The sequence below is a fragment of the Achromobacter denitrificans NBRC 15125 genome (assembly GCF_001571365.1).
In the GTDB taxonomy this organism is placed as follows: domain Bacteria; phylum Pseudomonadota; class Gammaproteobacteria; order Burkholderiales; family Burkholderiaceae_B; genus Achromobacter; species Achromobacter denitrificans.
The window spans coordinates 36272-58295 of the sequence record NZ_BCTQ01000041.1; the positions used below are offsets into that span (position 1 = coordinate 36272).

At 68.4% G+C, this 22024-nt stretch carries 22 protein-coding genes; 14 read left to right on the forward strand and 8 right to left on the reverse strand.

Annotated features, from left to right (window positions below):
• Positions 1-4 precede the first annotated feature (4 nt).
• From ADE01S_RS25810 to ubiE, 5 genes are all read right to left on the reverse strand, one after another.
• Entirely contained in the window at positions 5-898 is an 894-nt protein-coding gene (locus ADE01S_RS25810) for a ferritin-like domain-containing protein (protein WP_062684598.1), read from the reverse strand.
• A 180-nt stretch (positions 899-1078) separates the two neighbouring features.
• Positions 1079-2632 (reverse strand): ubiquinone biosynthesis regulatory protein kinase UbiB, encoded by a 1554-nt coding sequence (gene ubiB / locus ADE01S_RS25815; RefSeq protein ID WP_062684599.1) that lies wholly within the window; start codon positions 2630-2632, stop codon positions 1079-1081.
• A gap of 3 nt (positions 2633-2635) precedes the next feature.
• Complete coding sequence (locus ADE01S_RS25820) at positions 2636-3274, reverse strand: ubiquinone biosynthesis accessory factor UbiJ (RefSeq protein WP_062684620.1); 639 nt, start codon at positions 3272-3274, stop codon at positions 2636-2638.
• 182 nt (positions 3275-3456) lie between these two features.
• Complete coding sequence (locus ADE01S_RS25825) at positions 3457-4455, reverse strand: Tim44 domain-containing protein (protein WP_062684600.1); 999 nt, start codon at positions 4453-4455, stop codon at positions 3457-3459.
• A gap of 179 nt (positions 4456-4634) precedes the next feature.
• Complete coding sequence (gene ubiE / locus ADE01S_RS25830) at positions 4635-5411, reverse strand: bifunctional demethylmenaquinone methyltransferase/2-methoxy-6-polyprenyl-1,4-benzoquinol methylase UbiE (protein WP_062684601.1); 777 nt, start codon at positions 5409-5411, stop codon at positions 4635-4637.
• A 162-nt stretch (positions 5412-5573) separates the two neighbouring features.
• On the opposite strand from ubiE, the gene phoB reads away from it, so the two are divergent.
• From phoB to serA, 9 genes are all read left to right on the forward strand, one after another.
• A complete protein-coding gene (phoB, locus tag ADE01S_RS25835) occupies positions 5574-6272 on the forward strand; it encodes a phosphate regulon transcriptional regulator PhoB (RefSeq protein WP_062684602.1) in 699 nt (232 codons plus the stop codon).
• 12 nt (positions 6273-6284) lie between these two features.
• A complete protein-coding gene (phoR, locus tag ADE01S_RS25840) occupies positions 6285-7592 on the forward strand; it encodes a phosphate regulon sensor histidine kinase PhoR (protein WP_062684603.1) in 1308 nt (435 codons plus the stop codon).
• A gap of 55 nt (positions 7593-7647) precedes the next feature.
• Complete coding sequence (locus ADE01S_RS25845) at positions 7648-8337, forward strand: heavy metal response regulator transcription factor (RefSeq protein WP_062684604.1); 690 nt, start codon at positions 7648-7650, stop codon at positions 8335-8337.
• Positions 8334-9734 (forward strand): heavy metal sensor histidine kinase, encoded by a 1401-nt coding sequence (locus ADE01S_RS25850; protein WP_062684605.1) that lies wholly within the window; start codon positions 8334-8336, stop codon positions 9732-9734. Before ADE01S_RS25845 ends, ADE01S_RS25850 begins: the two co-directional genes overlap by 4 nt.
• Before the next feature lie 72 nt (positions 9735-9806).
• Positions 9807-10301 carry a cupredoxin domain-containing protein gene (locus ADE01S_RS25855; RefSeq protein WP_062684606.1) on the forward strand — a complete coding sequence of 165 codons (495 nt, stop codon included), beginning with the start codon at positions 9807-9809 and terminating at the stop codon, positions 10299-10301.
• Positions 10302-10318: 17 nt separating this feature from the next.
• On the forward strand, positions 10319-12082 hold the full coding sequence (locus ADE01S_RS25860; protein ID WP_062684607.1) for a copper resistance system multicopper oxidase: 1764 nt from the start codon (positions 10319-10321) through the stop codon (positions 12080-12082).
• 3 nt (positions 12083-12085) lie between these two features.
• Positions 12086-13021, forward strand: a complete 936-nt coding sequence (locus ADE01S_RS25865; RefSeq protein WP_062684608.1) for a copper resistance protein B — start codon at positions 12086-12088, stop codon at positions 13019-13021.
• 32 nt (positions 13022-13053) lie between these two features.
• Positions 13054-13512 carry a DUF411 domain-containing protein gene (locus tag ADE01S_RS25870; protein WP_082775899.1) on the forward strand — a complete coding sequence of 153 codons (459 nt, stop codon included), beginning with the start codon at positions 13054-13056 and terminating at the stop codon, positions 13510-13512.
• Between the two features lie 133 nt (positions 13513-13645).
• Positions 13646-14845, forward strand: a complete 1200-nt coding sequence (gene serA / locus ADE01S_RS25875; protein ID WP_062684610.1) for a phosphoglycerate dehydrogenase — start codon at positions 13646-13648, stop codon at positions 14843-14845.
• A 79-nt stretch (positions 14846-14924) separates the two neighbouring features.
• Here the strand turns inward: serA and ADE01S_RS25880 are convergent, their stop codons facing one another.
• Entirely contained in the window at positions 14925-15839 is a 915-nt protein-coding gene (locus ADE01S_RS25880; protein ID WP_062684621.1) for a LysR family transcriptional regulator, read from the reverse strand.
• A gap of 141 nt (positions 15840-15980) precedes the next feature.
• Here ADE01S_RS25880 and ADE01S_RS25885 point away from each other — a divergent pair, with 141 nt between their 5' ends.
• The 4 genes from ADE01S_RS25885 to ADE01S_RS25900 are packed head-to-tail and all read left to right on the forward strand — an operon-like array spanning position 15981 to position 18950.
• Positions 15981-16412, forward strand: coding sequence for a VOC family protein (locus tag ADE01S_RS25885; RefSeq protein ID WP_062684611.1), 432 nt, complete (start codon positions 15981-15983; stop codon positions 16410-16412).
• Between the two features lie 24 nt (positions 16413-16436).
• The gene (gene pxpB, locus ADE01S_RS25890; RefSeq protein WP_062684612.1) at positions 16437-17168 is read left to right on the forward strand and encodes a 5-oxoprolinase subunit PxpB; all 732 of its coding nucleotides are present in this window, start codon (positions 16437-16439) and stop codon (positions 17166-17168) included.
• Entirely contained in the window at positions 17165-18157 is a 993-nt protein-coding gene (locus tag ADE01S_RS25895) for a 5-oxoprolinase subunit C family protein (RefSeq protein WP_062684613.1), read from the forward strand. Before pxpB ends, ADE01S_RS25895 begins: the two co-directional genes overlap by 4 nt.
• 13 nt (positions 18158-18170) lie before the next feature.
• Positions 18171-18950 (forward strand): LamB/YcsF family protein, encoded by a 780-nt coding sequence (locus ADE01S_RS25900; RefSeq protein ID WP_062684614.1) that lies wholly within the window; start codon positions 18171-18173, stop codon positions 18948-18950.
• On the opposite strand, the gene ADE01S_RS25905 is transcribed toward ADE01S_RS25900, so the two are convergent.
• Entirely contained in the window at positions 18935-19636 is a 702-nt protein-coding gene (locus ADE01S_RS25905) for a GntR family transcriptional regulator (protein ID WP_062684615.1), read from the reverse strand. The two genes, ADE01S_RS25900 and ADE01S_RS25905, sit on opposite strands and share 16 nt — an antisense overlap.
• Before the next feature lie 102 nt (positions 19637-19738).
• Positions 19739-20377 (reverse strand): trimeric intracellular cation channel family protein, encoded by a 639-nt coding sequence (locus ADE01S_RS25910; protein WP_062684616.1) that lies wholly within the window; start codon positions 20375-20377, stop codon positions 19739-19741.
• Positions 20378-20598: 221 nt separating this feature from the next.
• Here ADE01S_RS25910 and ADE01S_RS25915 point away from each other — a divergent pair, with 221 nt between their 5' ends.
• Positions 20599-21468, forward strand: coding sequence for a universal stress protein (locus tag ADE01S_RS25915; protein ID WP_062684617.1), 870 nt, complete (start codon positions 20599-20601; stop codon positions 21466-21468).
• Positions 21469-22024: the final 556 nt, after the last annotated feature.

Genomic DNA, 22024 nt, shown 5'->3' on the forward strand with positions numbered 1-22024 from the left:
GGCCTCAGACCGGCGACGGGCTCGCGGAGGCGAGGATGATCTCTTTTTCCTTCGGAACGATCAGGGACGCCATTTCCTTGCGGTAGCGGTTCAGGTCCTTCACGGTTTCGAAGCTGCGGTCCATCAGCTTGGACAGGATGTGCAGGATGCGGGTGGCGACCTTCTGCTCCCACACGCCGTCGAAGCGGATCTGCGTGTCCAGCCAGTGTTCGAGCCAGCCGGGTTCCGGCAGGCGCGACTGCACCGTGTCGTTGGGGAACAGATCCTTGTTCACGTGCAGGTTGGTGGGGTGCAGGGCCTGCTGGGTGCGGCCGGCCGACGCCATCAGCACGCCGATCTTCGAGAACGCCAGGCGCGCCTGCTCGCTGGTGTTCTGGCCGCGGTCGTGCAGGGCGCGGCGCATGTACTGCAGGTAGGCGCCGGCGTGACGGGCCTCGTCCTGGGCCACCGTCTTGTAGATGGCCTTGATGACCGGCTCCGTGTGCCATTCGGCGGCGCGGCGGTACCAGTGGTTCAGGCGGATTTCGCCGCAGAAGTGCAGCATCAGCGTTTCCAGTTCCGGCGCGGCGTCGAACTCGAAGCGCACGTTGTGCAGCTCTTCCTCGGTGGGCACGAGGTCCGGGCGGAAACGGCGCAGGTACTCGATCAACACCAGCGAGTGCTTCTGCTCTTCGAAGAACCAGACCGACATGAACGCGCAGAAATCGCTGTCGCCGCGGTTGTCGCGCAGGAACATCTCGGTGGCCGGCAGCGCGGCCCATTCGGTGATGGCGTTCATCTTGATCGTGTGAGCCTGCTCGTCCGAGAGCTTGCTGCGATCGAAGTCGTCCCAGGGAATGTCATGCGCCATGTTCCAGCGCACGGCTTCCATGGTCTTGAAGAGTTCAGGATAAAGCATGTTCTGCCCTTGTATTCGTCCCGCTGATGGGGCTATGAAAATTAATGAATGGCGCGCGCGACATGTCGGCGCGAGCGCTGCAAACATCCCGCCGCAGCGCTATTTTTCGCCGTCTCCCGCGAAGCTATGATGACCGTTTCATGAATGAAACATGACGAGGCGTCTAGATCATTGCGCCGCCTATCGGGTCAATGCCCATATCGCGACCCCTACCGCGAGAGCCACGACGCCAACCAGCGCTGCAACCAGCCGGTTGTTCTGTTCCTGAGCCCGCCGCAGCTGGGCCATCTCGGCCAGCAGCGCCGGCGAGACATTGGGACGGCTCAGGTGGTCATGGACCAGCCTGGGCAAGGCGGGCAGCATCTGCGACCACTGCGCGGCCTCCTTCTCCAGGCTTTGCCGCAAGCCCTGGATCCCGACGCGCTGGCGCATCCAGCGTTCCAGGTAGGGCTTGGCGGTCTTCCAGAGATCCAGGTTGGGGTCGAGCTGCCGGCCCAGGCCCTCGACGTTCAGCAGGGTCTTTTGCAACAGGACCAGCTGCGGCTGGATCTCCACATTGAACCGGCGCGAGGTCTGGAACAGGCGGAGCAGCACCTGCCCCAGCGAGATCTCCGACAGCGGCCGGTCAAAGTACGGTTCGCAGACGGCGCGCACCGCGCCCTCCAGCTCTTCCTCGCGCGTATCGGGAGGCACCCAGCCCGACTCGATGTGCAACTGGGCCACCCGGCGGTAGTCGCGGTGGAAGAAGGCCAGGAAATTCTGCGCCAGGTAATTCTTGTCGAACTCGGACAGCGAACCCACGATGCCGAAGTCCAGCGCGATGTAGCTGCCCAGCGTCTCGGGGCGGTCCGACACGTAGATGTTGCCCGGGTGCATGTCGGCATGGAAGAAGCCGTCGGTGAACACCTGGGTGAAGAATATCTCGACGCCGGTGCGCGCCAGGGTCGGGATGTCGATGCCGGCCTCGCGCATGCGCTCCACCTGGCCCACCGGCATGCCGTACATGCGCTGCATGGTGAACACCGTGGAGGCCGTGTATTCCCAGATCACCTCGGGCACGATCAGCATGTCGCCGCGGCCGGATTCCGGGCCGAAGTTGCGGCGCAGCTGGCTGCAGTTGGACGCTTCGCGCACCAGGTCCAGCTCGTCGTGCAGGTACTTGTCGAACTCGGCCACGACTTCGCGCGGCTTCAGGCGGCGGCCGTCGGGCCCCAGGCGCTCGATGATGCGCGCCACGACCTTCAGCAGCGACAGGTCCTTCTCGATGATGCTCAGCATGCCCGGGCGCAGCACCTTCACCGCGACTTCTCGGCCGTCGTGCAACACGGCGAAGTGCACCTGGGCGATCGAGGCCGACGCCACCGGATCCACGTCGAACTGGGCGAACAGCTTCTCGGGCGGCGCGCCCAGCGCCGCCTCGATGCAGGCGGCCGCCTGCGCCGAGGGGAACGGCGGCACGCGGTCCTGCAGCAGGGCCAGTTCGTTGGCGATGTCGGCGGGGATCAGGTCGCGGCGGGTGGAGAGCACCTGCCCGAACTTCACGAAAATGGGGCCGAGCGATTCCAGGGCTAGCCGCAGCCGCAGCCCGCGCGGCTTGCGCGGCCGCGTGCCCAGGCGGATGACCCGCAGCAGGCACGTGGCCAGCGGATGGTTCAGGCTGGACAGGACCAGTTCGTCCAGCCCGTAGCGCAGCGAAACCAGGATGATGCGGATAAGGCGCAGCAGGGGAAACATGGATCAGGCGCCCCGCTTTGCGCCGGCCGTGGCCAGGCGGGTCTGGAGCGCGGCCGCCGAGCGGGCCAGGGCGTCGGTCCGGGCGTTCAGCTCGGCCAAGTCCAGGCGCCACTGCTCCAGCAGGGGCCGGCCGGCCAGCACGCCGCTTTCTTCCGACAGGTATTCCGACACGTTGCCGGCCAGGCGCTCGCCGGCCTGGCGCGCGCTGCCGGCCGCGGCGCGGGCGCCGCCCACGATGCGCAGCGCGGCGATGTCGCCCACCACGCGGGCCAGGGCGTCCTCGGGATCCCAGCGCAGCTGCTTGGAAAGATCCGCGACCACCTGGGCCAGGGCGGCGTCGCCGGAGATGTGCGTGGCTTCGGCGAAATCCGGCGCGTCGCGGTCTGCGCCCAGCCGCGGCAGCGGCAGCTTCTCGGGCGCGACCGTCAGGGTCACGTCGGGCACTACCGCCGGATCGGCCTGCGCGGCCTGCCCTTCGCTGTCTATCGTCAGGCCCAGGCTGAAGCCGCCCAGCGCGAAGCGCACGGTCTTGCCGGCGTGGCGGGAGAGGCGCTCGCGCGCCCAGTCCTCACGCCGCAACAGGGCGTTGAGCGCGCTAACAGCCAACCGCGAGGGAGTGGGCAGGAACGAAAAAGGCAGCATGACGGTCTGCAACTGCCCGACGGGCCGGTTGCCGGATTTGATGGGTAAATCGGGAGTGTAACGGGTTAGATGAGAGCGTGTTTTGCGCAGGCACATGGAAAAACCGGCCCCTAGAGGGGCCGGTTCAAACGGATGCCTTGCGGCACCCCCAACGGAGGGCGGTTCAGCCCGGTCCGCCAGCCTTAGCTGGCGTAGTCGACCGGGATCTGCTGAATGCCGGCCAGCAACCAGCCGCCGGACGCAGGCTTGAAGAGATTCCAGACTTCCTCGAAGCGGAAGGCTTCGGTGCCCGGCGCTTCGCGCAGCATGCCGGAGAAGCGCACGCTGGCCAGGTGGCCGTCGGACACCGTTTCGATGCCCAGCAGCTCGGCGTTCAGCAGCACCACTTCGGTCTTGTTGGGCGCGGCGCCGCGTTCGGCCAGTTGCGGCTTGAGCTCGGTGATCAGGTCGTCGGTCAGGAACTCGCGCAGGCGGTCGGTGCTGCCGCTGTCCCAGATGGCCTGGATGCGCACGAACTGATCCTTGGCCTGCTTCAGGAAGTTGGGCGTGTCGAAATCGCCCGGCACGAACCAGTTGTTGTCCTCGCCGGCCTTCGGCAGGACGGCCGGCTCGGCGGCTGCGGCAACGGGAGCCGCGGCGGGCGCGGCGGCCGGCTGCAGCGACTCACGCCACATCGGCTTCTGCTGCTGGCCGGCAGACGCGTTGTTGGCGCCGCCGAACGCACCCTGCGTGGCAGTGCGGGGACCGGCGCCGCGCAGGCGGCGGACGATGAACATGATGGCGAACACGACCAGGCCGATCAGCAGCGCGGACGACAGGAACTCGGCGAAAGCGCCCGACAGGCCCATGCTGGAGAGCAGCGCGGCGATGCCCAGGCCGGCGGCAATGCCAGCGATGGGGCCGAGCCAGCGCGAAGCGCCGCTCTTGGCGGCGGCGCCCGCGGCGCCGGCCGTTGCCGCGCCGGCGGCTGCCGGCGCCGCGGTGGCGCCGGCGGTGTTGTTCGCCGCGGCCGGAGGCGTGGTGGCCTGGCGTTGCTGGGTCACATTGGAGGATTGTCGGCCGACGCTGGAACCGCCGCCGGCGCGCCGGGCTTCGGCGTCAAACGACGCCGTCACCAGCGCAGCGCCGGAAACGGCGATGAGCGCCGCGGCGACAAACCGCGAAAGACAGAATTTGGACATGAGTTTTTGCTCCCTCGTACTCGCGCCCCCTGCTGCCCCGAGCAGCAGGGAACCCCGCGGATCGCGGGGTCGTGGTCGCGACTTTTCTTACAATAATCTGAATAGCGTAAGAATAACGGACAAGACGCCGCCCCACAAGTTCCGCAAGGGGCGGAGAAATATCCTGCCGGCGAGGGCGGTCAGCCCAGCCGCACGCCTTCGTGCAGGGCGGCGATGCCGGCGGTCAGGTTGAAGTACTGCACCCGTTCCAGGCCGGCGGTGCGCAGCATGTCGGCCAGGGTTTCCTGGTCGGGGTGCATGCGGATCGATTCGGCCAGGTAACGGTAGCTGGCCTCGTCCTTGGCGATCTTCTTGCCCAGCCAGGGCAGGACATTGAAGGAATACCAGTCGTAGGCCGGCGCCAGCGGCTTGGCCACGCGCGAGAATTCCAGCACCAGCAGCTTGCCGCCCGGCTTCAGCACCCGGGTCATTTCGGCCAGGGCGCGGTCCTTGTGGGTCATGTTGCGCAGGCCGAAGGCCACGCTGACCCGATCGAAATAGCCGGAGGGGAAAGGCAGCCGCTCGGCATCGCACACGGCGGCGGGCACCAGCAGGCCGGCGTCGGTCAGGCGGTCGCGGCCGACGCGCAGCATGGAATCATTGATGTCGGTGAGCCAGACCTCGCCCGTGGGGCCGGCCCGCTTGGCGAAGGCTTTCGCCAGGTCGCCCGTGCCGCCGGCGATGTCCAGCACTTTCATGCCGGGGCGGATGGCGGCGCGGCCGATGGTGAACGCCTTCCAGACGCGGTGCAGGCCCGCCGACATGAAATCGTTCATGACGTCGTAGCGCTGGGCGACCGAATGGAAGACTTCGGCGACCTTGCGGGCTTTTTCGCTTTCCGGCACCGACTGGAAGCCGAAATGGGTGGACGGCGAGGCGGAATCCGCGGAATGTTGCGATTCGGAGGGGTTTTGCATGATGAATTCCCGATATATCGTCCAATGGTAGCCTATTGGCCCCCCGGGCCGAGGCCCGCGGACGCCTCCGGCGGCGCCCAGCGGTCACATACCTGAAATATTGCGGCCATACTATCGCAATGTTCGCGCCGCGCCGGCGCTCAGAAGTGTGCCAAATCCGCCATGTCCAGCACCATCCTCGTCGTCGAAGACGAACCCGCCATCCAGGAACTGATCGCCGTCAACCTGTCCTTCGCCGGACACAAGGTGCTGCGCGCCTTCGACGCCGACCAGGCCCAGACGCTGATCCGCGCCGAGCTCCCCGATTTGATCCTGCTCGACTGGATGCTGCCCGGCACCTCCGGCCTCGCCATGGCGCGCAAATTGCGCAACGACGAGCGCACCCGGGCCGTTCCGGTCATCATGCTGACCGCCAAGGGCTCCGAGCAGGACAAGGTCGACGGCCTGGAAGCCGGCGCCGACGACTACATTACCAAGCCGTTCTCGCCCAAGGAGCTCATGGCCCGCATCAAGGCCGTGCTGCGCCGCCGCGCGCCCCAGCTCACCGACGACGTGATCGACGTGGGCGGGCTGAAGCTGGACCCGGTGACGCATCGCCTGTCGGGCAACAGCCACTCCCTGCAGATCGGCCCCACCGAATTCCGCCTGCTGCACTTCTTCATGACGCACCCGGAACGGGTCTTCTCCCGCTCGCAGCTGCTGGACCAGGTCTGGGGCGACCACGTCTTCGTCGAGGAACGCACCGTCGACGTCCATATTCGCCGCCTGCGCAAGGCCCTGGAGCCCAGCGGCCACGACGCGCACGTGGAAACGGTCCGCGGCAGCGGCTACCGGTTTACTGCCCAGCTCCCGACGCGGTAAAACTCCCGCACGATGATCTGGCTGCGCACCCTTTTCCTGATCGCCCTGTGGGCGATCGCGGCGTTTATCGCCCAATGGCTCATCGGAGACCCGGCGGGCTGGATCCTGTTCAGCGCCGCGCTGGCCGGCATGCTGGTCTGGCGCAGCTGGCGCCTGCACCTGGTCTCGCGCTGGGCGAACAACCCGGACACCTCCCCTCCCGCCTCGGTCGGCCCCTGGGACGACATCCTGGCGCCGCTGTACCGCTATACCCGGGCCCGCGCCCGCGAGCTGGCCGAAACCCAGAACACCATGCACGGCATGCTGGCCGCCGCCCAGGCGCTGCCGGACGGCGCGGTGACCCTCAATGAGGATTTCCAGATCGACTGGTGCAACCGCATGGCGCGCCAGCACCTGGGGCTGCGCCTGCCCGCCGACCGCGGCCACAATCTGCTGAACCTGCTGCGCGCGCCCGAATTCGTGGAATACGCGCACCGCGCGTCCTGGCCCGAGCCCATCCTGGTGCGCCTGGGCCAGAACGGCCAGGAACGGCTGATGATGATGCAGCTGACGGCCTACGCCAGCAACCAGCGCCTGCTCATCACCCGCGACGTTACCCAGATAGAGCGCCTGGAGACCACCCGCCGCGATTTCGTCGCCAACGTGTCGCATGAGCTGCGCACGCCCCTGACGGTGCTGGCGGGCTTCCTGGAAACGCTGCGCGACATGCCGGCCGACGCGCTGCCCGCCGAACAGCGCGAGCAGTACATCGACATGATGCACGAGCAGGCCCAGCGCATGCAGGCCATCGTCGAAGACCTGCTGACGCTGTCCACGCTGGAATCCTCGCCGGGCAGCGACCCGCGGGCGGTCAACATCAGCGCCCTGCTGCAGAAGGCGCGCCAGCAGATCGAAGCCCTATCGGGCGGGCGCCACGTGCTGGAATGGCACATCGACGAGACCCTCGACGTGCTGGGCGCGGAGACCGAGCTGGCCTCGGCCCTGTCCAACCTGCTGACCAACGCCGTGCGCTACACGCCGGACGGCGGCACCATCACCGTGCGCTGGGAACGCGAGGCGGACGGCGGCGCGCGCTACAGCGTGCAGGACACCGGCATCGGCATCCCCGCCCGCCACCTGCCCCGCCTGACCGAGCGCTTCTACCGCGTGGACCGCGGGCGCTCGCGCGCCGTCGGCGGCACCGGCCTGGGGCTGGCCATCACCAAGCACATCGCGATGCGCCACGACGCCGAGTTGCTGATCAGCAGCGAACAGGGCAAGGGCAGCGTATTCGCCCTGCGCTTCCCGCCGGACCGCGTCGCCGTCGAAGCCGCGGCCTGAGCCGCCCTGCCTCCCTCCGCGCCGTTCGGGCGGCGCGGATGGTAAATTTTCGGCCATGCGCATCCTGGTCATCGAAGACGAACCCAAACTGGCCGACTACCTCAAGAAAGGATTGTCGGAGCAAAGCCATGTGGTCGACCTCGCCCGCGACGGCGTAAACGGCCTGCACCTGGCGCTGGAAGGCGTTTACGACCTCATCGTGCTGGACGTGATGCTGCCGGGCGTGGACGGCTTCGGCATCCTGGCCTCGGTGCGAGAGCAGAAAGACACCCCCATCCTCATGCTCACGGCGCGCGATGCCGTCGAAGACCGCGTGCGCGGCCTGGAGGGCGGCGCCGACGACTACCTCGTCAAGCCCTTCGCCTTCTCCGAGCTGCTGGCCCGGGTGCAGGCGCTGCTGCGGCGCGGGCGCTCGCAGGAGCCCACCGTGCTGCGGCTGGCCGACCTGGAGCTGGACCTGGCGCGGCGCCGCGCCCAGCGTGGCGGCCGGCGGCTGGACCTGACCGCCAAGGAATTCAGCCTGCTGGCGCTGCTGCTGCGCCGCCAGGGCCAGGTGCTGTCGCGCACCACGCTGGCCGAGCAGGTCTGGGACATGAACTTCGACAGCGACACCAATGTCATCGACGTCGCCGTGCGGCGGCTGCGCGGCAAGCTGGACGACCCCTACGACACCAAACTGCTGCATACCGTGCGCGGCATGGGCTACGTGCTGGAATCGCGTCCCGCGGACGGCCGCCCCGGATGAGGCCCTGGCGCGTGCGCTCCATGCAGGCGCGGCTGACCTTGCTGCTGGGCGCCATCGCGCTGCTGGTGTCCAGCCTGGCGGGCGCCACGCTGTTCTGGGCGCTCAAGCGCGAAGTGGAACGCCAGGAAATCACCGAGGTCAGCGGCAAGCTGGAGCTGATCGACCACCTGATCGATATGCAGAACAGCGCCCGCGGCCTGCAGGACCTGGCCGCCACCTTCGACGAGATGCGGGCGGACGAAGGCCAGCTGGGCATCTGGATCATGGACGCGCAGGGCAAGGTGGTCTACGGCGGCACCGCCCCCGAGACGCTGGAAGTGCTGCCCGGCAGGCAGGTGGTGCTGCAGACGCCCGACGGCGGCCGCATGCGCGGCCTGCGCGTGGACATGAACGACCGCATCCTGCCCGGCGCGCAGCTGACCGTGGCCGTCAGCACCCGCACCAGTTCCCAATTCCTCTACGCCTACGGCACCGCCCTGGTGTTGATCTGCGCGCTGTGGGTGGGCGCGACGGTGGTGCTGGCCGCCTGGGCCGTGCGCCGCAGCATGGCGCCGGCGCGCAGGCTCTCCGAGCAGGCGGCGGGCATCCAGCCCGACAACCTGTCGCGGCGCCTGCCCCTCGAAGACACCGACCGCGAGCTGCACGACCTGGTGCGCTCCTTCAACCGGACCCTCGAACGGCTGCAGGCCGCCTACCAGCAGATGGAAGGCTTCAATGCCGACGTGGCGCACGAATTGCGCACCCCGCTGGCCACGCTGATCAACGGCACCCAGGTGATGCTGTCCTCGCCGCGCGAGGCGGCCGAGCTGCGCGACGCCCTCGAATCCAATCTGGAAGAGCTGGAAGACCTCAAGACCCTGGTCAACGACATGCTGTTCCTGGCGCGGGCCGACCGCGGCGAACGGGCGGCGGACCTCAAGCCGGTGTCGCTGGCCGCCGAAGCGAGGCGCGTGGCCGAATATTACGAAGCCACGCTGGAGGAAAACGGGGTGAGCCTGCGCTGCGCGGGCGACGCCGTGATCGCCGCCAACCCGGGCCTGGTGCGCCGCGCGCTGGCCAACCTGATCTCCAACGCCATCAAGGCCACGCCCCGCGGCGGCGAGATCGTGCTGGCCTGCTCGGCGTCGCCGGCCGGCGCGCGGGTGGAAGTGCGCAACCCCGGCGCGCCCATCCCGGCGGCGGACCTGCCCCGCATCTTCGACCGTTTCTTCCGGTCCGGCCAGGCCCGGGCGCCGCGCAGCGAGGGCCATGGGCTGGGCCTGGCCATCGTGCGCGCCATCGCCCGCATGCACGGCGGGGAAGTGGACGCCGCCTCGGACGCCCGCGGCACCGTCATCGGCATCACCTTGCGCGGCGCCGTCGGCCAGCCGGCGGCGCCCAACATTACAAAAATGTAATCCGCGCGACAGAATAGGGTCACCGCCGTTTTCCTACAGTGCCATCACCGTCCCTCACTACCAAGGATCCGCGTGAAAGGCACCCTGCTCCGCACCTCCCAGGCCGCCGTCCTGGCCCTGACGATCAGCGCCGGCGCCGCTTACGCCGCCGGTGGCCACGGCGACCACGCCGGCCATGCCATGCCGGCCGCCTCCGCGCCCATCGGCAAGCCCGGCGACCCCGCCCGCGTCACCCGCAGCATCGACGTCGACATGACCGACGCCATGCGCTTCACGCCCGCCCGCATCGAGGTCAAGGCCGGCGAGACCGTGCGCCTGAACGTGCGCAACAGCGGCCGGATCCGGCACGAGCTGGTGCTGGGCACCGACGCCGACCTCAAGGCGCACTACGACATGATGATGAAAGACCCGGGCATGCGCCACGAGGAAGCCAATGCCGTGTCGCTGGAAGGCGGCAAGAACGGCCAGATCGTCTGGCGTTTCGACAAGGCCGGCACGGTCTCCTTCGGTTGCCTGGAACCCGGCCACTACACCGCGGGCATGAAGGGCTCGGTATCGGTGCTGTAGGCCCGGACGGACCCGACATGACAGCTTCCCATCCCCTCTCCCGCCGACGCTTCGTGCAGGGCCTGGCCGGCGGCGGCGCGCTGGCCGCGCTGGGCGGCTGGCGCTCGGCGCTGGCCGTCCCGGCCCCGGCGGCCGCCGCCGAACTGCGCGGCACCGAATTCCACCTGGAGATCGGCGAAACCCCCGTGAACTTCACCGGCGCGGCGCGCATCGGCACCACCGTCAACGGCCAGTTGCCCGCTCCGCTGCTGCGCTGGCGCGAGGGCGACACGGTAACCCTGCGCGTCACCAACCGCCTGCGCGAACAGACCTCCATCCATTGGCACGGCATCCTGCTGCCCACCGAGATGGACGGCGTGCCGGGCCTGAGCTTTCCCGGCATCGACCCGGGCCAGACCTACACCTACCGCTTCGACGTGCGCCAGAGCGGCACGTACTGGTACCACAGCCATTCCGGCTTCCAGGAGCAGACCGGCCTGTACGGCGCGATCGTCATCGACCCGCGCCGCCGCGATCCCATCGCCTCCGACCGCGACTACACGGTGCTGCTGTCCGACTGGACCGATGAAGATCCCATGCGGCTCTTCAACAAGCTGAAGATCATGCCGGACTACTACAACCGCATCCAGCCCAGCATCGAGAGCCTGCGCGCCCAGGCCCGGGACCAGGGCTGGAGCGCCGCGCTGTCGGAACGGCTGATGTGGGAACAGATGCGCATGAATCCGTCGGACCTGGCGGACGTGTCCGGCGCCACCTACACCTTCCTCACCAACGGCATCACCCCGGCCGGCAACTGGACGGGGCTGTTCCGGCCCGGCGAACGCGTGCGCCTGCGCTTCATCAACGCCTCCGCGATGACCTACTTCGACGTCCGCATCCCCGGGCTGAAGATGACCGTGGTGGCCGCCGACGGGCAGGACGTGCGCCCGGTGGACGTGGACGAATTCCGCATCGGCGTGGCCGAAACCTATGACGTCATCGTCGAACCGCGGGAGGACCGCGCCTACACGATCTTCTCCCAGGCCATGGACCGCTCGGGCTACGCCCGCGCCACGCTGGCGCCGCGCGCCGGCATGCAGGCCGAGGTGCCGACGGTCGATCGCGTGCAGCTGCTGGGCATGATGGACATGGGCATGGCGCACGACATGGGCGGGGGCGGCCACGACATGGCCGGCACGACGGCCGGCGGCGGCCATGGCGCCATGCCGGGCATGGACCACGGCGGCCACGGCTCCGGCGCGGGACAGGGCGGGATGGTGGAGGTCAAGCATCCCTATCCGACCGAGCTCGGCGTGGGCAACTCCATGCTGCCCGACGTCGTCTCCACCCGGCTGGACGATCCCGGCGTCGGCCTGCGCGACAACGGCCGCCGCGTGCTGACCTACGCCGACCTGCGGTCCATGCGCGAACCCGCGGACAATCGCGCTCCGTCGCGCGAGATCGAACTGCACCTGACGGGGACCATGGAACGCTATATGTGGTCCTTCAATGGCGTGAAATTCTCGGACGCCAAGCCCATTGTGCTGCGCTACGGCGAGCGCGTGCGTTTCGTGCTGGTCAACGACACCATGATGACGCACCCCATCCACCTCCACGGGCTGTGGAGCGACCTGGAATCGCCCGACGGCGCGTTCCAGGTGCGCAAGCACACCATCTCCCTCAATCCCGCGCAACGGCTGAGCTACCGCGTCAGCGCGGACGCGCGCGGCAACTGGGCCTACCACTGCCACCTGCTGTACCACATGGAGGCCGGCATGTTCAGAGCGGTCGTGGTGGAGTAAACGATGACACGGAAGAATCGCCCCACCGGACGCCTGCTCGCCTGCGTCCTCGCTTCGGCCCTCGTCGCCCCCGCCGCCTGGTCCCAGCCGGCCGCGATGGACCATGGTTCCATGAACCACGGCGCAGCGCCCGCGCCGGCGCCCGCCGACCACGGTTCCATGCCCGGCATGGACCATGGCTCGATGAACCACGGCGAGGCGGACGGCGGCGCCCCGGCCGCCCCGCCGGTCGGCAGCCTGCCGGCCAGCGACGGCGCGGGCGAGCGCGGCTACGATAGCTATGGCATCCATCCGCACATGATGGACAACGCGCCGACCTGGCAGGTCCTGTTCGACAAATTCGGCCTCGCGCGCAATCGCGACGGGCAGAACACGCAGGAATGGGACGGACGCTTCTGGTTCGGCACCGCCACCGACCGCTTCCTCATCAAGAGCGAAGGGGAACGCGAGAACGGCGGCGGATCGGGCGGCAAGGTCGAAGCCTTCTGGAGCCATGCCGTCTCGCCCTTCTGGGACCTGCAGCTGGGCGCGCGCCGCGATATCGGCAGCGGCCCCAAGCGCAACTGGGCCGCCATCGGCATCGAAGGCGTCCTGCCCTACAACATCGAGCTCGAAGCCACCGGCTACGCGGGCTCGTCCGGGCGCGCGGCGCTGGCGCTCAAGGCCGAGTACGACCTGCTGCTCACGCAGCGCCTGATCTTCACGCCGGAGCTCGAAGCCAGCCTCTACGGCAAGGACGATCCCGAACGCGGCATCGGCTCCGGCCTGTCCGACGGATCGCTCTCGCTGCGGCTGCGCTACGAAGTCACGCGCGAGTTCGCGCCATATATTGGCGTATCCTTTGAACGCAAGTTCGGCCAGACCGCCCGCTACGCGTCGGATGCCGGCGCCAGCCGGTCCCAGACCGCCATCATGGCGGGCGTGCGGTTCTGGTTCTGAACCTTGAGTCCACGTCCCTTGCACGGAGCATCATGAACGTCTCTCGCCTTACGCGCCGCCTGGCCCTCGTTGCCGCCCTGAACGTGCCCGCCTACGCCTTTGCCGAAACGCCCACCAAGGTCGAGGTCTGGAAAACGCCCACCTGCGGCTGCTGCGAAGATTGGGTCAAGCACATGCGCGACAACGGCTTCGTCGTAACCACCCACGACGTCCAGGACACCGGCCCCATTCGCCGCAACGCCGGCATGGCGGCCTACGGCTCCTGCCACACGGCGGCCGTGGGAGGCTACGCCATCGAAGGCCACGTGCCGGCCAGCGACGTGCGCCGCCTGCTGCTGGAGAAGCCCGACGCCGCCGGCCTTTCGGCCCCGGGCATGCCGCTGGGCTCGCCGGGCATGGACGGACCCGAGTACGGCGGGCGCAAAACGCCGCACGACGTCGTGCTGGTGGACAAGCAGGGCGGCGCCACGGTCTTCCAGGCCTACCGCTAGGCTTCAGGGGCGCGCGCCGCGCGCGCCCCCTGAAACAATTCATCCACACCGTGCCAATGGCTACTCCTTGCACTGCAGCAAAAATGGGCCACAATAAATAAAACGCGTTCCCCCACTCCTCCCCCAGGCAGTCATGGCACAAATCGTCCTGTTCGAGAACATCCATCCCAGCGCCCGCGCCGTCTTCGAAGCCGCCGGCTACACCGACATCGTCACGCACGCCGCGGCATTGCCGCCGGCGCAACTGGGCGACGCCCTGCGCGGCGCCCAGGTGGCGGGGATCCGTTCTCGCACGCACCTGGATGCGGCCCTGCTGTCCGGCAACCCCGACCTGCGCGTCGTGGGCTGCTTCTGCATCGGCACCAACCAGGTCGACCTGGACACCGCCATGCAGCGCGGCATCCCGGTGTTCAACGCCCCGTTCTCCAACACGCGCTCGGTCGCCGAGCTGGTGCTGGGCGAAGCCATCCTGCTGCTGCGCCGGATCCCCGAAAAGAACGCCCGGGTCCATCTCGGCCACTGGGACAAGAGCGCCGCCGGCGCCTTCGAAACCCGCGGCAAGACCCTCGGCATCGTCGGCTACGGCAATATCGGCTCGCAGATCAGCACCCTGGCGGAAAGCCTGGGCATGCGCGTGGTCTACCACGACGTCGAGGCCAAGCTGCCGCTGGGCAACGCGCGCCCCGCCGGCACGCTCAACGACCTGCTGGAACAGTCCGACGTCGTGACCCTGCACGTGCCGGGTGGCAAGGCGACCGAAAAGATCATGAACGCGGACACCATCGCGCGCATGCGTCCGGGCGCCATCCTCATCAACGCCTCGCGCGGCACCGTGGTGGACATCAACGCGCTGCACGCCGCCCTGAAGTCCGGCCACCTGGCCGGCGCCGCGCTGGACGTCTTCCCCACCGAGCCCAAGGGGCCGGACGAACCGCTGGCCAGCCCGCTGATCGGCATGCCCAACGTCATCCTGACCCCGCACATCGGCGGCAGCACGCAGGAATCGCAAGAGAACATCGGCCGCGAAGTCGCCGAGAAGCTGGTGCGCTTCCTGCAGGCAGGCACCACCAAGGGCGCGGTCAATTTCCCCGAACTGCCCTACCTGGAACAGGCTGGCGGCACGCGCATCCTGCACGTGCACCGCAACGCCCCGGGCGCGCTCGGCACGCTGGACAACCTGATGGCGCAGCATGGCCTGAACATCGTCAGCCAGACGCTCCAGACCAAGGGCCAGATCGGGTATGTGATCACCGACGTCGAAGGCCCGGTCGACGACCTGGTCATGACCACGCTGCGCCAGCACCCCATCACGGTTCGCTGCGACCGGCTGTAGCGCCCGCCCGGCAAGGGCCTGCAAACCGCGGGCCCGCGGCGGAAGCGCCGCCGGGCTGCGCCATTCCACTGCCCTGCCATCAGTTCCGCGCCCCGCCGGCCGGCAGGCCGCCCGCGGGGCCGCCGCCATCGGACACGGCGGCCGCGCGAACCAGGCATTCCGCCATCTTGCCGCCCACGCTGCCCGCGTCGAACGGCAGCCGCCCGATGAGCCCGATCTCGCGATGAAACGCCGCCTCGCCCAGCGACACCAGGCGCAAGCCGGCCGTATCCAGCCCGCGCAGCCGCGGCAGCAGCGCCACTCCCAGCCCGTGCCGCACCATATTGGCGATCGCCTCGATCTCGTCGAGCTCCACCGCCTCGTGCACCGCGATGCGTTGCTTCTTCAGGAACAGATCCACGACCCGTCCGCCGAACGAAGCCCGGTCGTAGCGGATGAACGGCTGCGTCGCCAGCAGCTCGCGCCAGGATGCCTGCGCCATCGATTCCGGCATCGCCAGCATCACTTCCTCGCGCAGCAGCGGCTGCCAGCCCAGTTCCGGCGGCAGCGCGAACGGCGGCCGGATCAACACCGCCATGTCCACCTCGCCGGCGTCCACCTGCCCGAGTAGCGACAGCGACACGCCCGGCACGATCCGCACCCGCACGTCGGGATAGCCGGCCCGGAACTCGCCCAGCGCCCGCACCAGCAGGTCCTGCTGCACCGAGGCGATCGCGCCGATGCGCAGCGACCCGCTGACGTGTCCGGCCCCGGCCGTGGCGGCCATGCGCTCGGCCATGGCCACCAGCTCCTCGGCCTGCGGCAGCATCTCGCGGCCATGGGCGTTCAGCACCGCGGCCCGCGCGCCGCGGTCGAACAGCGCCACCCCCAGGTATTCCTCCAGGCGCTTGATCTGCGCGCTCACCGCCGATTGGGTCAGGCCCAGCTGGGCGCCCGCGCCGGTGAAGGTGCCGTCCCGCGCCACCGCGATGAAAGTCTTGAATTCCTTGATCACGATCAAATTTTTCGATGCTAAGACACAAAAAATATCGTTTTTCAATCAAAAAAACAATTCATAAACTATGCATTCAGGACACGACCCGATGGTGCCGGTCCGCATTCTGATTGACCTTTTTCGCCTTACCCGGAGCTTTTCATGACCGCTCAAACCAACCTGCCGCCGTTCCACCTGGCCTTCCCGGTCCGCGACCTGGCGGAAGCCCGCGCCTTCTACGGCGAGAAACTGGGCTGTCCGGAGGGCCGCAGCTCGCCCGAATGGATCGACTTCAACTTCTACGGCCACCAGATCGTGGCGCACCTGGCGCCCAGCGAATGCGGTCACCGCGCCACCAGCGCCGTGGACTCGCATAATGTGCCCGTGCGCCATTTCGGCGCCGTGCTTTCCATGGAACAATGGGAAGCCATGGCCCAGCGCCTGACCGACGCCGGCACTGAATTCGTCATCGAGCCCTACATCCGTTTCAAGGGCGAGGTGGGCGAACAGGCCACCATGTTCTTCCTGGATCCGTCGGGCAATGCGCTGGAGTTCAAGGCGTTCAAGAACATGGATTCTTTGTTCGCCAAGTAAATCCGTCCTACAGGTTTCGTGTCGTTGAACGCACTATCAGAACCCCCTTCTCCGGCCGAAACCTCCTGGCGCATCCTGCCCCAGGGTGACCGCTGCCTCATCGTTTCCTTCGGCGACCGCATCGACGCCTCGGTGGGCAGGACCTGTCTGGCCGCGGCCGGCAAGCTGCGCGAGGCGCGGCTTCCCGGCGTGACCGACGTGGTGCCCTCCTTCGTCGCCGTGGCCGTGCATTACCGGCCCGACGCCCAGGGCACCCCCACCTATGCCCAGCTGGCCGACCGCATCGGGCACTTGCTGGCCGAAGGCATCCGCGCCGACGCCACGGGCGGGCGCGAGGTCGACATCCCCGTCTGCTACGGCGGCGAGCATGGCCCGGACCTGGCCGAAGTCGCCCGGGCCGCCGGCCTGACGCCCGAAGGCGTCATCGAGCTGCACAGCCAGCCCCGCAGCATGGTGTTCATGCTGGGGTTCGCGCCCGGCCACGCCTACCTGGGCGTGCACGACGAAAAACTGAACATCCCGCGCCGCCCCTCGCCGCGCACCGCCGTGCCGGTGGGCGCGGTGGCGGTGGCCAACCGCCAGACCGTGATCTATCCGAACCGGCTGCCGGGCGGCTGGAACATCATCGGCGCCACGCCGCTGACCATGTTCGATCCGGCCCGCGAACCCGCCGCGCTGCTCCAGCCCGGGGACTCCGTCCGCTTCGTGCCCATCAGCCCCGAGGAATTCACGCGCATCCGGGAGGCCGGGCGATGAGCGTGACGGTGATCAAACCCGGCATGCTGTCCAGCTTCCAGGACCGCGGCCGCGAAGGCTATCAGCACCAGGGCATTCCCGCCGCGGGCGCCATGGACGAGCGCGCGCACCGCCTGGCCAACGCGCTGGCGGGCAACCTGGACGACCCGGCCACGCTCGAAATGACATTGACCGGCCCCACGCTGCGCTTCGACGCGCCGGCCTGCTTCGCGCTGGCCGGCGCCGACCTGGGCGCCACGCTGAACGGCCAGGACATTCCCCTGCACCGGCCGCTGGTGGCGCGGGCGGGCGATGCGCTGGCCTTCGGCGCCAGGCCGGCCGCGGGCGTGCGCGGCTACCTGGCCGTGCACGGCGGCTTCGCGCTCCCACGCGTCATGGGCAGCGAAAGCACGTATCTGCGCAGCGGCTTCGGCGGCTTCCAGGGCCGCGCGCTGGCCAAGGGCGACCAAGTGCCCCTGCGGGCGCCGCTGGCCGACGGCCGCGACCTCGACGCCCTGCAGGACGCGCTGTGGCAGTTGCGCGTCTACCTGCCGGCCGCGCTGGGCGCCAAGCGCCGCGACGCCATCCGCTTCCTGCCGGGCATGCACTGGCAGGAATTCTCGGAAACCTCGCGCCAGGATTTCGCCGGCGCGGAATTCCGCATCAGTCCGCAGTCCGACCGCATGGGCTATCGCCTGCTGGGCCCGGCGCTGTCCATGAGCCAGCCCCGCCAGATGCTGTCGGAAGCCGCCTGCTTCGGCACCGTGCAGGTGCCGTCGGGCGGCGAAGCCATCATTCTCATGGCCGACCGGCAGACCACCGGCGGCTACCCCAAGATCGCGCAGATCGCCACGGTGGACCTGCCCATCCTGGCGCAATGCGCTCCCGGACAGACGCTGCGCTTCCAGCCGGTCGGGCTGGAAGAAGCCCAGCGCCTGGACAGCGAGCGCGAGCGCGCTTTCTCTCAACTGCAGGACGCGCTGGAACCGCTGCGCGCGCTTCTCGCCTAGAAAGGAAACGGCTATGACCACCCGCATCGACATGAACTGCGACATGGGCGAAAGCTACGGCGCCTGGACCATGGGCAACGACGCGGCGGTGCTGCAGTACGTCAGTTCCGCCAACATCGCCTGCGGCTTCCACGGCGGCGATCCGGCCACCATGCGCAAGACCGTGGCCGCCGCGCTCAGGCAGGGCGTGGCGCTGGGCGCCCACCCCAGCCTGCAGGACCTGGCCGGCTTCGGCCGCCGCGTCATGCAGATCAGCCCCGACGAGGCCTACGACATCGTGGTCTACCAGATCGGCGCGCTGGCCGGCGTCGCCGCCTCGCAGGGCGCGCGGCTGCACCACGTCAAGGCTCACGGCGCCCTCTACAACATGGCCGCCAAGGACGAAGACCTGGCGCGCGCCATCTGCCAGGCCGTCAAGGACGTGGACGCCTCGCTGATCCTGTACGGGCTGGCCGGAAGCAAGCTGATCGACGCCGCCCGCGACATCGGCCTGGCCGACGCCAGCGAGGTCTTCGCCGACCGCTCCTACCAGGACGACGGCTCCCTCACGCCGCGCACGCGCCCGGGCGCCATGATCGAAGACGTGGACCAGGCGGTGGCGCAGGTGGTGCGCATGGTGCGCGAAGGCAAGGTGCGGTCGGTGGCGGGCAAGGACGTCCCGGTGCAGGCGGACACGCTCTGCATCCATGGCGACCAGCCCAATGCCCTGCTCTTCGCCAACGGGATCCGCCAGGCCCTGGAAAAGGCCGGCATCGAAGTGCGCACGCCCCCGCGCGCTCAGGCGCGGCCGTAGCGCGGCGCCAGGTCTTCCGCGTCTTGCAGCGCGGCGTCGCGGTAGGCTTCCAGGACGGCCGGCAGCACGTCGGCCAGATAGCCGCGCGCCACGCTGGCCGCCTGCTCGGCGTCCCGTTCCGCCATCGCGTCGATGATCCGGCGGGTGCAGGCGGCGATGTTGCTGGAGGCCATCGAGCGCCGGGCCAGCAGGTAGCGCAGGGGCTCGATCTGCTCATACAGCTTGCTCAGCATGTCCGCCAGCGGCGAGTTCCCGGTGCTGCGGGCCGCGGACAGATAGAACTCGCAGGATGCCGAAATGCAGGCCCGGACGTCGCCGGCGGCCAGCGCCTTGGCGATCTCGCCTTGATGACGGTCCAGTTCGCCGAGCAACGGCGCCAAGTCTTCGGTGTCGACCGCCTGGCGCAGGCAATAAGCTTCGAGTTCCGCCCGCAGCAGGTACAGGTGGCGGATCTGCGTTTCCGTGTAAAGGGTGGCGCGAAAGCCCTTGCGCTGGACGTGCGTGACCAGGCCGCTCAGTTCCAGCAGGCGCAAGGCTTCCCGGATCGGGCTGCGGCTGGTGCCGAAGCGCTGTTCCAGTTCCTGTTCCCGTAGCGGCTGGCCGGGGCGGATCGTCCCGTCCACTATCAGTTCACGAATCTGTTCCTGTAGGAAATACGGAATCGTGGCGGGCGCTTTGACTTCCAATCGGCTCCCCTTGTGCTGCGTGATGCATGGTATGCGACCCAGGCAAGATACTAGAAATTTCTTGAAACACAAATAAGAAAATTGTTGCTGATCGCCTGGCGTTCAATCCCAGTCGTCGCGGTAAACGAACTTGGGCATCTGCCAATTGAACCGCAGCGCCAGCAGACGCACCGTCAGCCCGGCCGCCAGCGCAATGGGCACGGCGGCGTTGGCCGACAGCCCCAGCGCCTGCCCGCCCAGGTACAGCCCGCCCGTCACGACCGACACGCTGGCATACAGCTCCTTGCGGAACAGCAGCGGCACCTCGTTGCAGAGCACGTCGCGCAGCACCCCGCCCGCGCAGCCGGTGATCATGCCGCTGATCAGCACCACCGTGATCGGCAGTTGCATCATCTGGGCGACCTGGCAGCCGATGACCGTGAACGCCACCAGGCCCAGGGCGTCGGCCAGCAGGAACAGGCTGCGCAACCGCCGCATGACCGGCGCGATCAAGGCGGTCACGATGGCCGCGCCGCCCGTCATCCAGAGGTATTCGGGGTGGATCACCCAGGTCAGCGGATAGTGGCCCAGCAGCACGTCGCGCAGCGACCCGCCGCCCAGCGCGGTCACGCAGGCGATGATGCACACGCCCATCCAGTCCATGTCGCGCCGGCCGGCGGAAAGCGCCGCGGTCATGGCTTCGGCCACGATGGCGACGAGGTACAGCGTATGCAGCAGGACGGGCGAGATATCGGAAAACATGGGCGGGAGACGATTTGCGCAGGCCCCATTGTATTGAGCCTGGCTCCCGGCGGGCGGCCATTGCCTGGGCGCGCATCATCCCTTACGCTGGGCGTTGCGTTGATATCGATCAAGCCCCGGTCAGCAAAGCAGCGAGACAATGGGGATGTGCCCGCGAGGGCGGAACGGCCGGTATGCACGGACGCGGGAGCCGTCGGCCCGGCCACACGGGAGATAAGGTAATGACACAGCAAATTGGTCCCATCCTGTTGGCAACCGACCTGAGCGCGCGGGGCGACCGCGCCCTGGACCGCGCGCTGCAGCTGGCCAAGGAACTCAACACCAAGCTCATCGTCCTGCATGTCATGGAATCCCATGCCACGCCGGCCCGCCTGACCACGCCGGTCTGGCGCCGCCTGTCCTCGGACCACAAGGCCCTGGCCGAACGTGAACTTGCCGAGGACCTGGCCGCCGCCGACGTGCCGACCGAGGTCGTGGTGGTCAGCGGAGACCCGCTGGCGCGCATCATGGAAACGGCCGACAGCTACGGCTGCTCGCTGATCGTCACCGGCATCGCGCGCGACGAAACCCTGGGCCGACTGCTGCTGGGCACCACAGTGGAAAAGCTGGCCCGCCAGGCCCGCCACCCGGTGCTCGTCGTCAAGACCCGCCCGCGCCGGCCCTACCGCGACGTGCTGGTCGCCACCGACTTCTCCGACGGCTCGCGCCAGGCCCTGCGCGCCGCGCTGCAACTGGTGCCCAACGCGAACCTGACCCTCTTCCACGCCTATGACGTGCCGTTCCAGGGCAAGAACGTGCCGGACGAGGCCGTGACCCGCAACTTCTACAAGGCCGCCGAGCAGAGCGCCCGCGAATTCACCGCGGAAACGCCCGAACTGGCCAACGTCGCCGCCCCCAAGGTGGTGCTGGAATGCGGCCAGCCGGAAACCGTGCTGTCGGAATACTCGTTCAATCACCGCTCCGACCTGGTCGTGACAGGCACGCACGGCCGCACCGGCATCCTGCGCACCGCCATCGGCAGCGTCGCCGAACGGCTGCTGGAATCCCTGCCCAGCGACGTGCTGATCGTCCGGCTGATCGGCGAAGAGTAAGCCCGGGCAACCGTAGGATGGGTGCAGCGCGAGAGTTCTTAAGCAAGAACGCAGCTGCCGAACGCGCGGAACCCATGCGGCCATGGGCAGATTGTTTTTCGGCCAATGGAGAAAACAATCTGACCGCGGCCCCGCATGGGTTTCGCGCGCTGGAGAACGGCGTTCTCGTGGAGAGGATCTCGCGCTCCACCCATCCTACGACTCGCCCTGCTTTTCCAGGGTTTCTAGGGTGGCAGGACCAGCGCCATGGCCTGCCGGGCAACCGTAGGATGGGTGCAGCGCGAGAGTTCTTAAGCAAGAACGCAGCTGCCGAACGCGCGAAACCCATGCGGCCATGGGCAGATTGTTTTTCGGCCAATAAAGAAAACAATCTGACCACGGTCCCGCATGGGTTTCGCGCGCTGGAGAGCCGGGTTCTCGTGGAGGGGATCTCGCGCTCCACCCATCCTACGACTCGCCTTGCTTTTCCAGGGTTTCTAGGCAGGACCAGCACCATGGCCCGCCGGGCAACCGTAGGATGGGTGCAGCGCGAGAGTTCTTAAGCAAGAACGCAGCT

Bases quoted from the DNA above. Each gene is read 5' to 3' on its own strand.
- ADE01S_RS25915 (WP_062684617.1), top strand. From the start codon at position 20,599: ATGACACAGCAAATTGGTCCCATCCTGTTGGCAACCGACCTGAGCGCG.
- ADE01S_RS25885 (WP_062684611.1), top strand. From the start codon at position 15,981: ATGACCGCTCAAACCAACCTGCCGCCGTTCCACCTGGCCTTCCCGGTC.
- serA (WP_062684610.1), top strand. From the start codon at position 13,646: ATGGCACAAATCGTCCTGTTCGAGAACATCCATCCCAGCGCCCGCGCC.
- ADE01S_RS25820 (WP_062684620.1), bottom strand. From the start codon at position 3,274: ATGCTGCCTTTTTCGTTCCTGCCCACTCCCTCGCGGTTGGCTGTTAGC.
- ADE01S_RS25870 (WP_082775899.1), top strand. From the start codon at position 13,054: ATGAACGTCTCTCGCCTTACGCGCCGCCTGGCCCTCGTTGCCGCCCTG.
- ADE01S_RS25850 (WP_062684605.1), top strand. From the start codon at position 8,334: ATGAGGCCCTGGCGCGTGCGCTCCATGCAGGCGCGGCTGACCTTGCTG.
- ADE01S_RS25900 (WP_062684614.1), top strand. From the start codon at position 18,171: ATGACCACCCGCATCGACATGAACTGCGACATGGGCGAAAGCTACGGC.
- ubiE (WP_062684601.1), bottom strand. From the start codon at position 5,411: ATGCAAAACCCCTCCGAATCGCAACATTCCGCGGATTCCGCCTCGCCG.
- phoR (WP_062684603.1), top strand. From the start codon at position 6,285: ATGATCTGGCTGCGCACCCTTTTCCTGATCGCCCTGTGGGCGATCGCG.
- ADE01S_RS25895 (WP_062684613.1), top strand. From the start codon at position 17,165: ATGAGCGTGACGGTGATCAAACCCGGCATGCTGTCCAGCTTCCAGGAC.
- phoB (WP_062684602.1), top strand. From the start codon at position 5,574: ATGTCCAGCACCATCCTCGTCGTCGAAGACGAACCCGCCATCCAGGAA.
- ADE01S_RS25845 (WP_062684604.1), top strand. From the start codon at position 7,648: ATGCGCATCCTGGTCATCGAAGACGAACCCAAACTGGCCGACTACCTC.
- ADE01S_RS25825 (WP_062684600.1), bottom strand. From the start codon at position 4,455: ATGTCCAAATTCTGTCTTTCGCGGTTTGTCGCCGCGGCGCTCATCGCC.
- ADE01S_RS25910 (WP_062684616.1), bottom strand. From the start codon at position 20,377: ATGTTTTCCGATATCTCGCCCGTCCTGCTGCATACGCTGTACCTCGTC.
- ADE01S_RS25810 (WP_062684598.1), bottom strand. From the start codon at position 898: ATGCTTTATCCTGAACTCTTCAAGACCATGGAAGCCGTGCGCTGGAAC.
- ADE01S_RS25865 (WP_062684608.1), top strand. From the start codon at position 12,086: ATGACACGGAAGAATCGCCCCACCGGACGCCTGCTCGCCTGCGTCCTC.
- ubiB (WP_062684599.1), bottom strand. From the start codon at position 2,632: ATGTTTCCCCTGCTGCGCCTTATCCGCATCATCCTGGTTTCGCTGCGC.
- ADE01S_RS25860 (WP_062684607.1), top strand. From the start codon at position 10,319: ATGACAGCTTCCCATCCCCTCTCCCGCCGACGCTTCGTGCAGGGCCTG.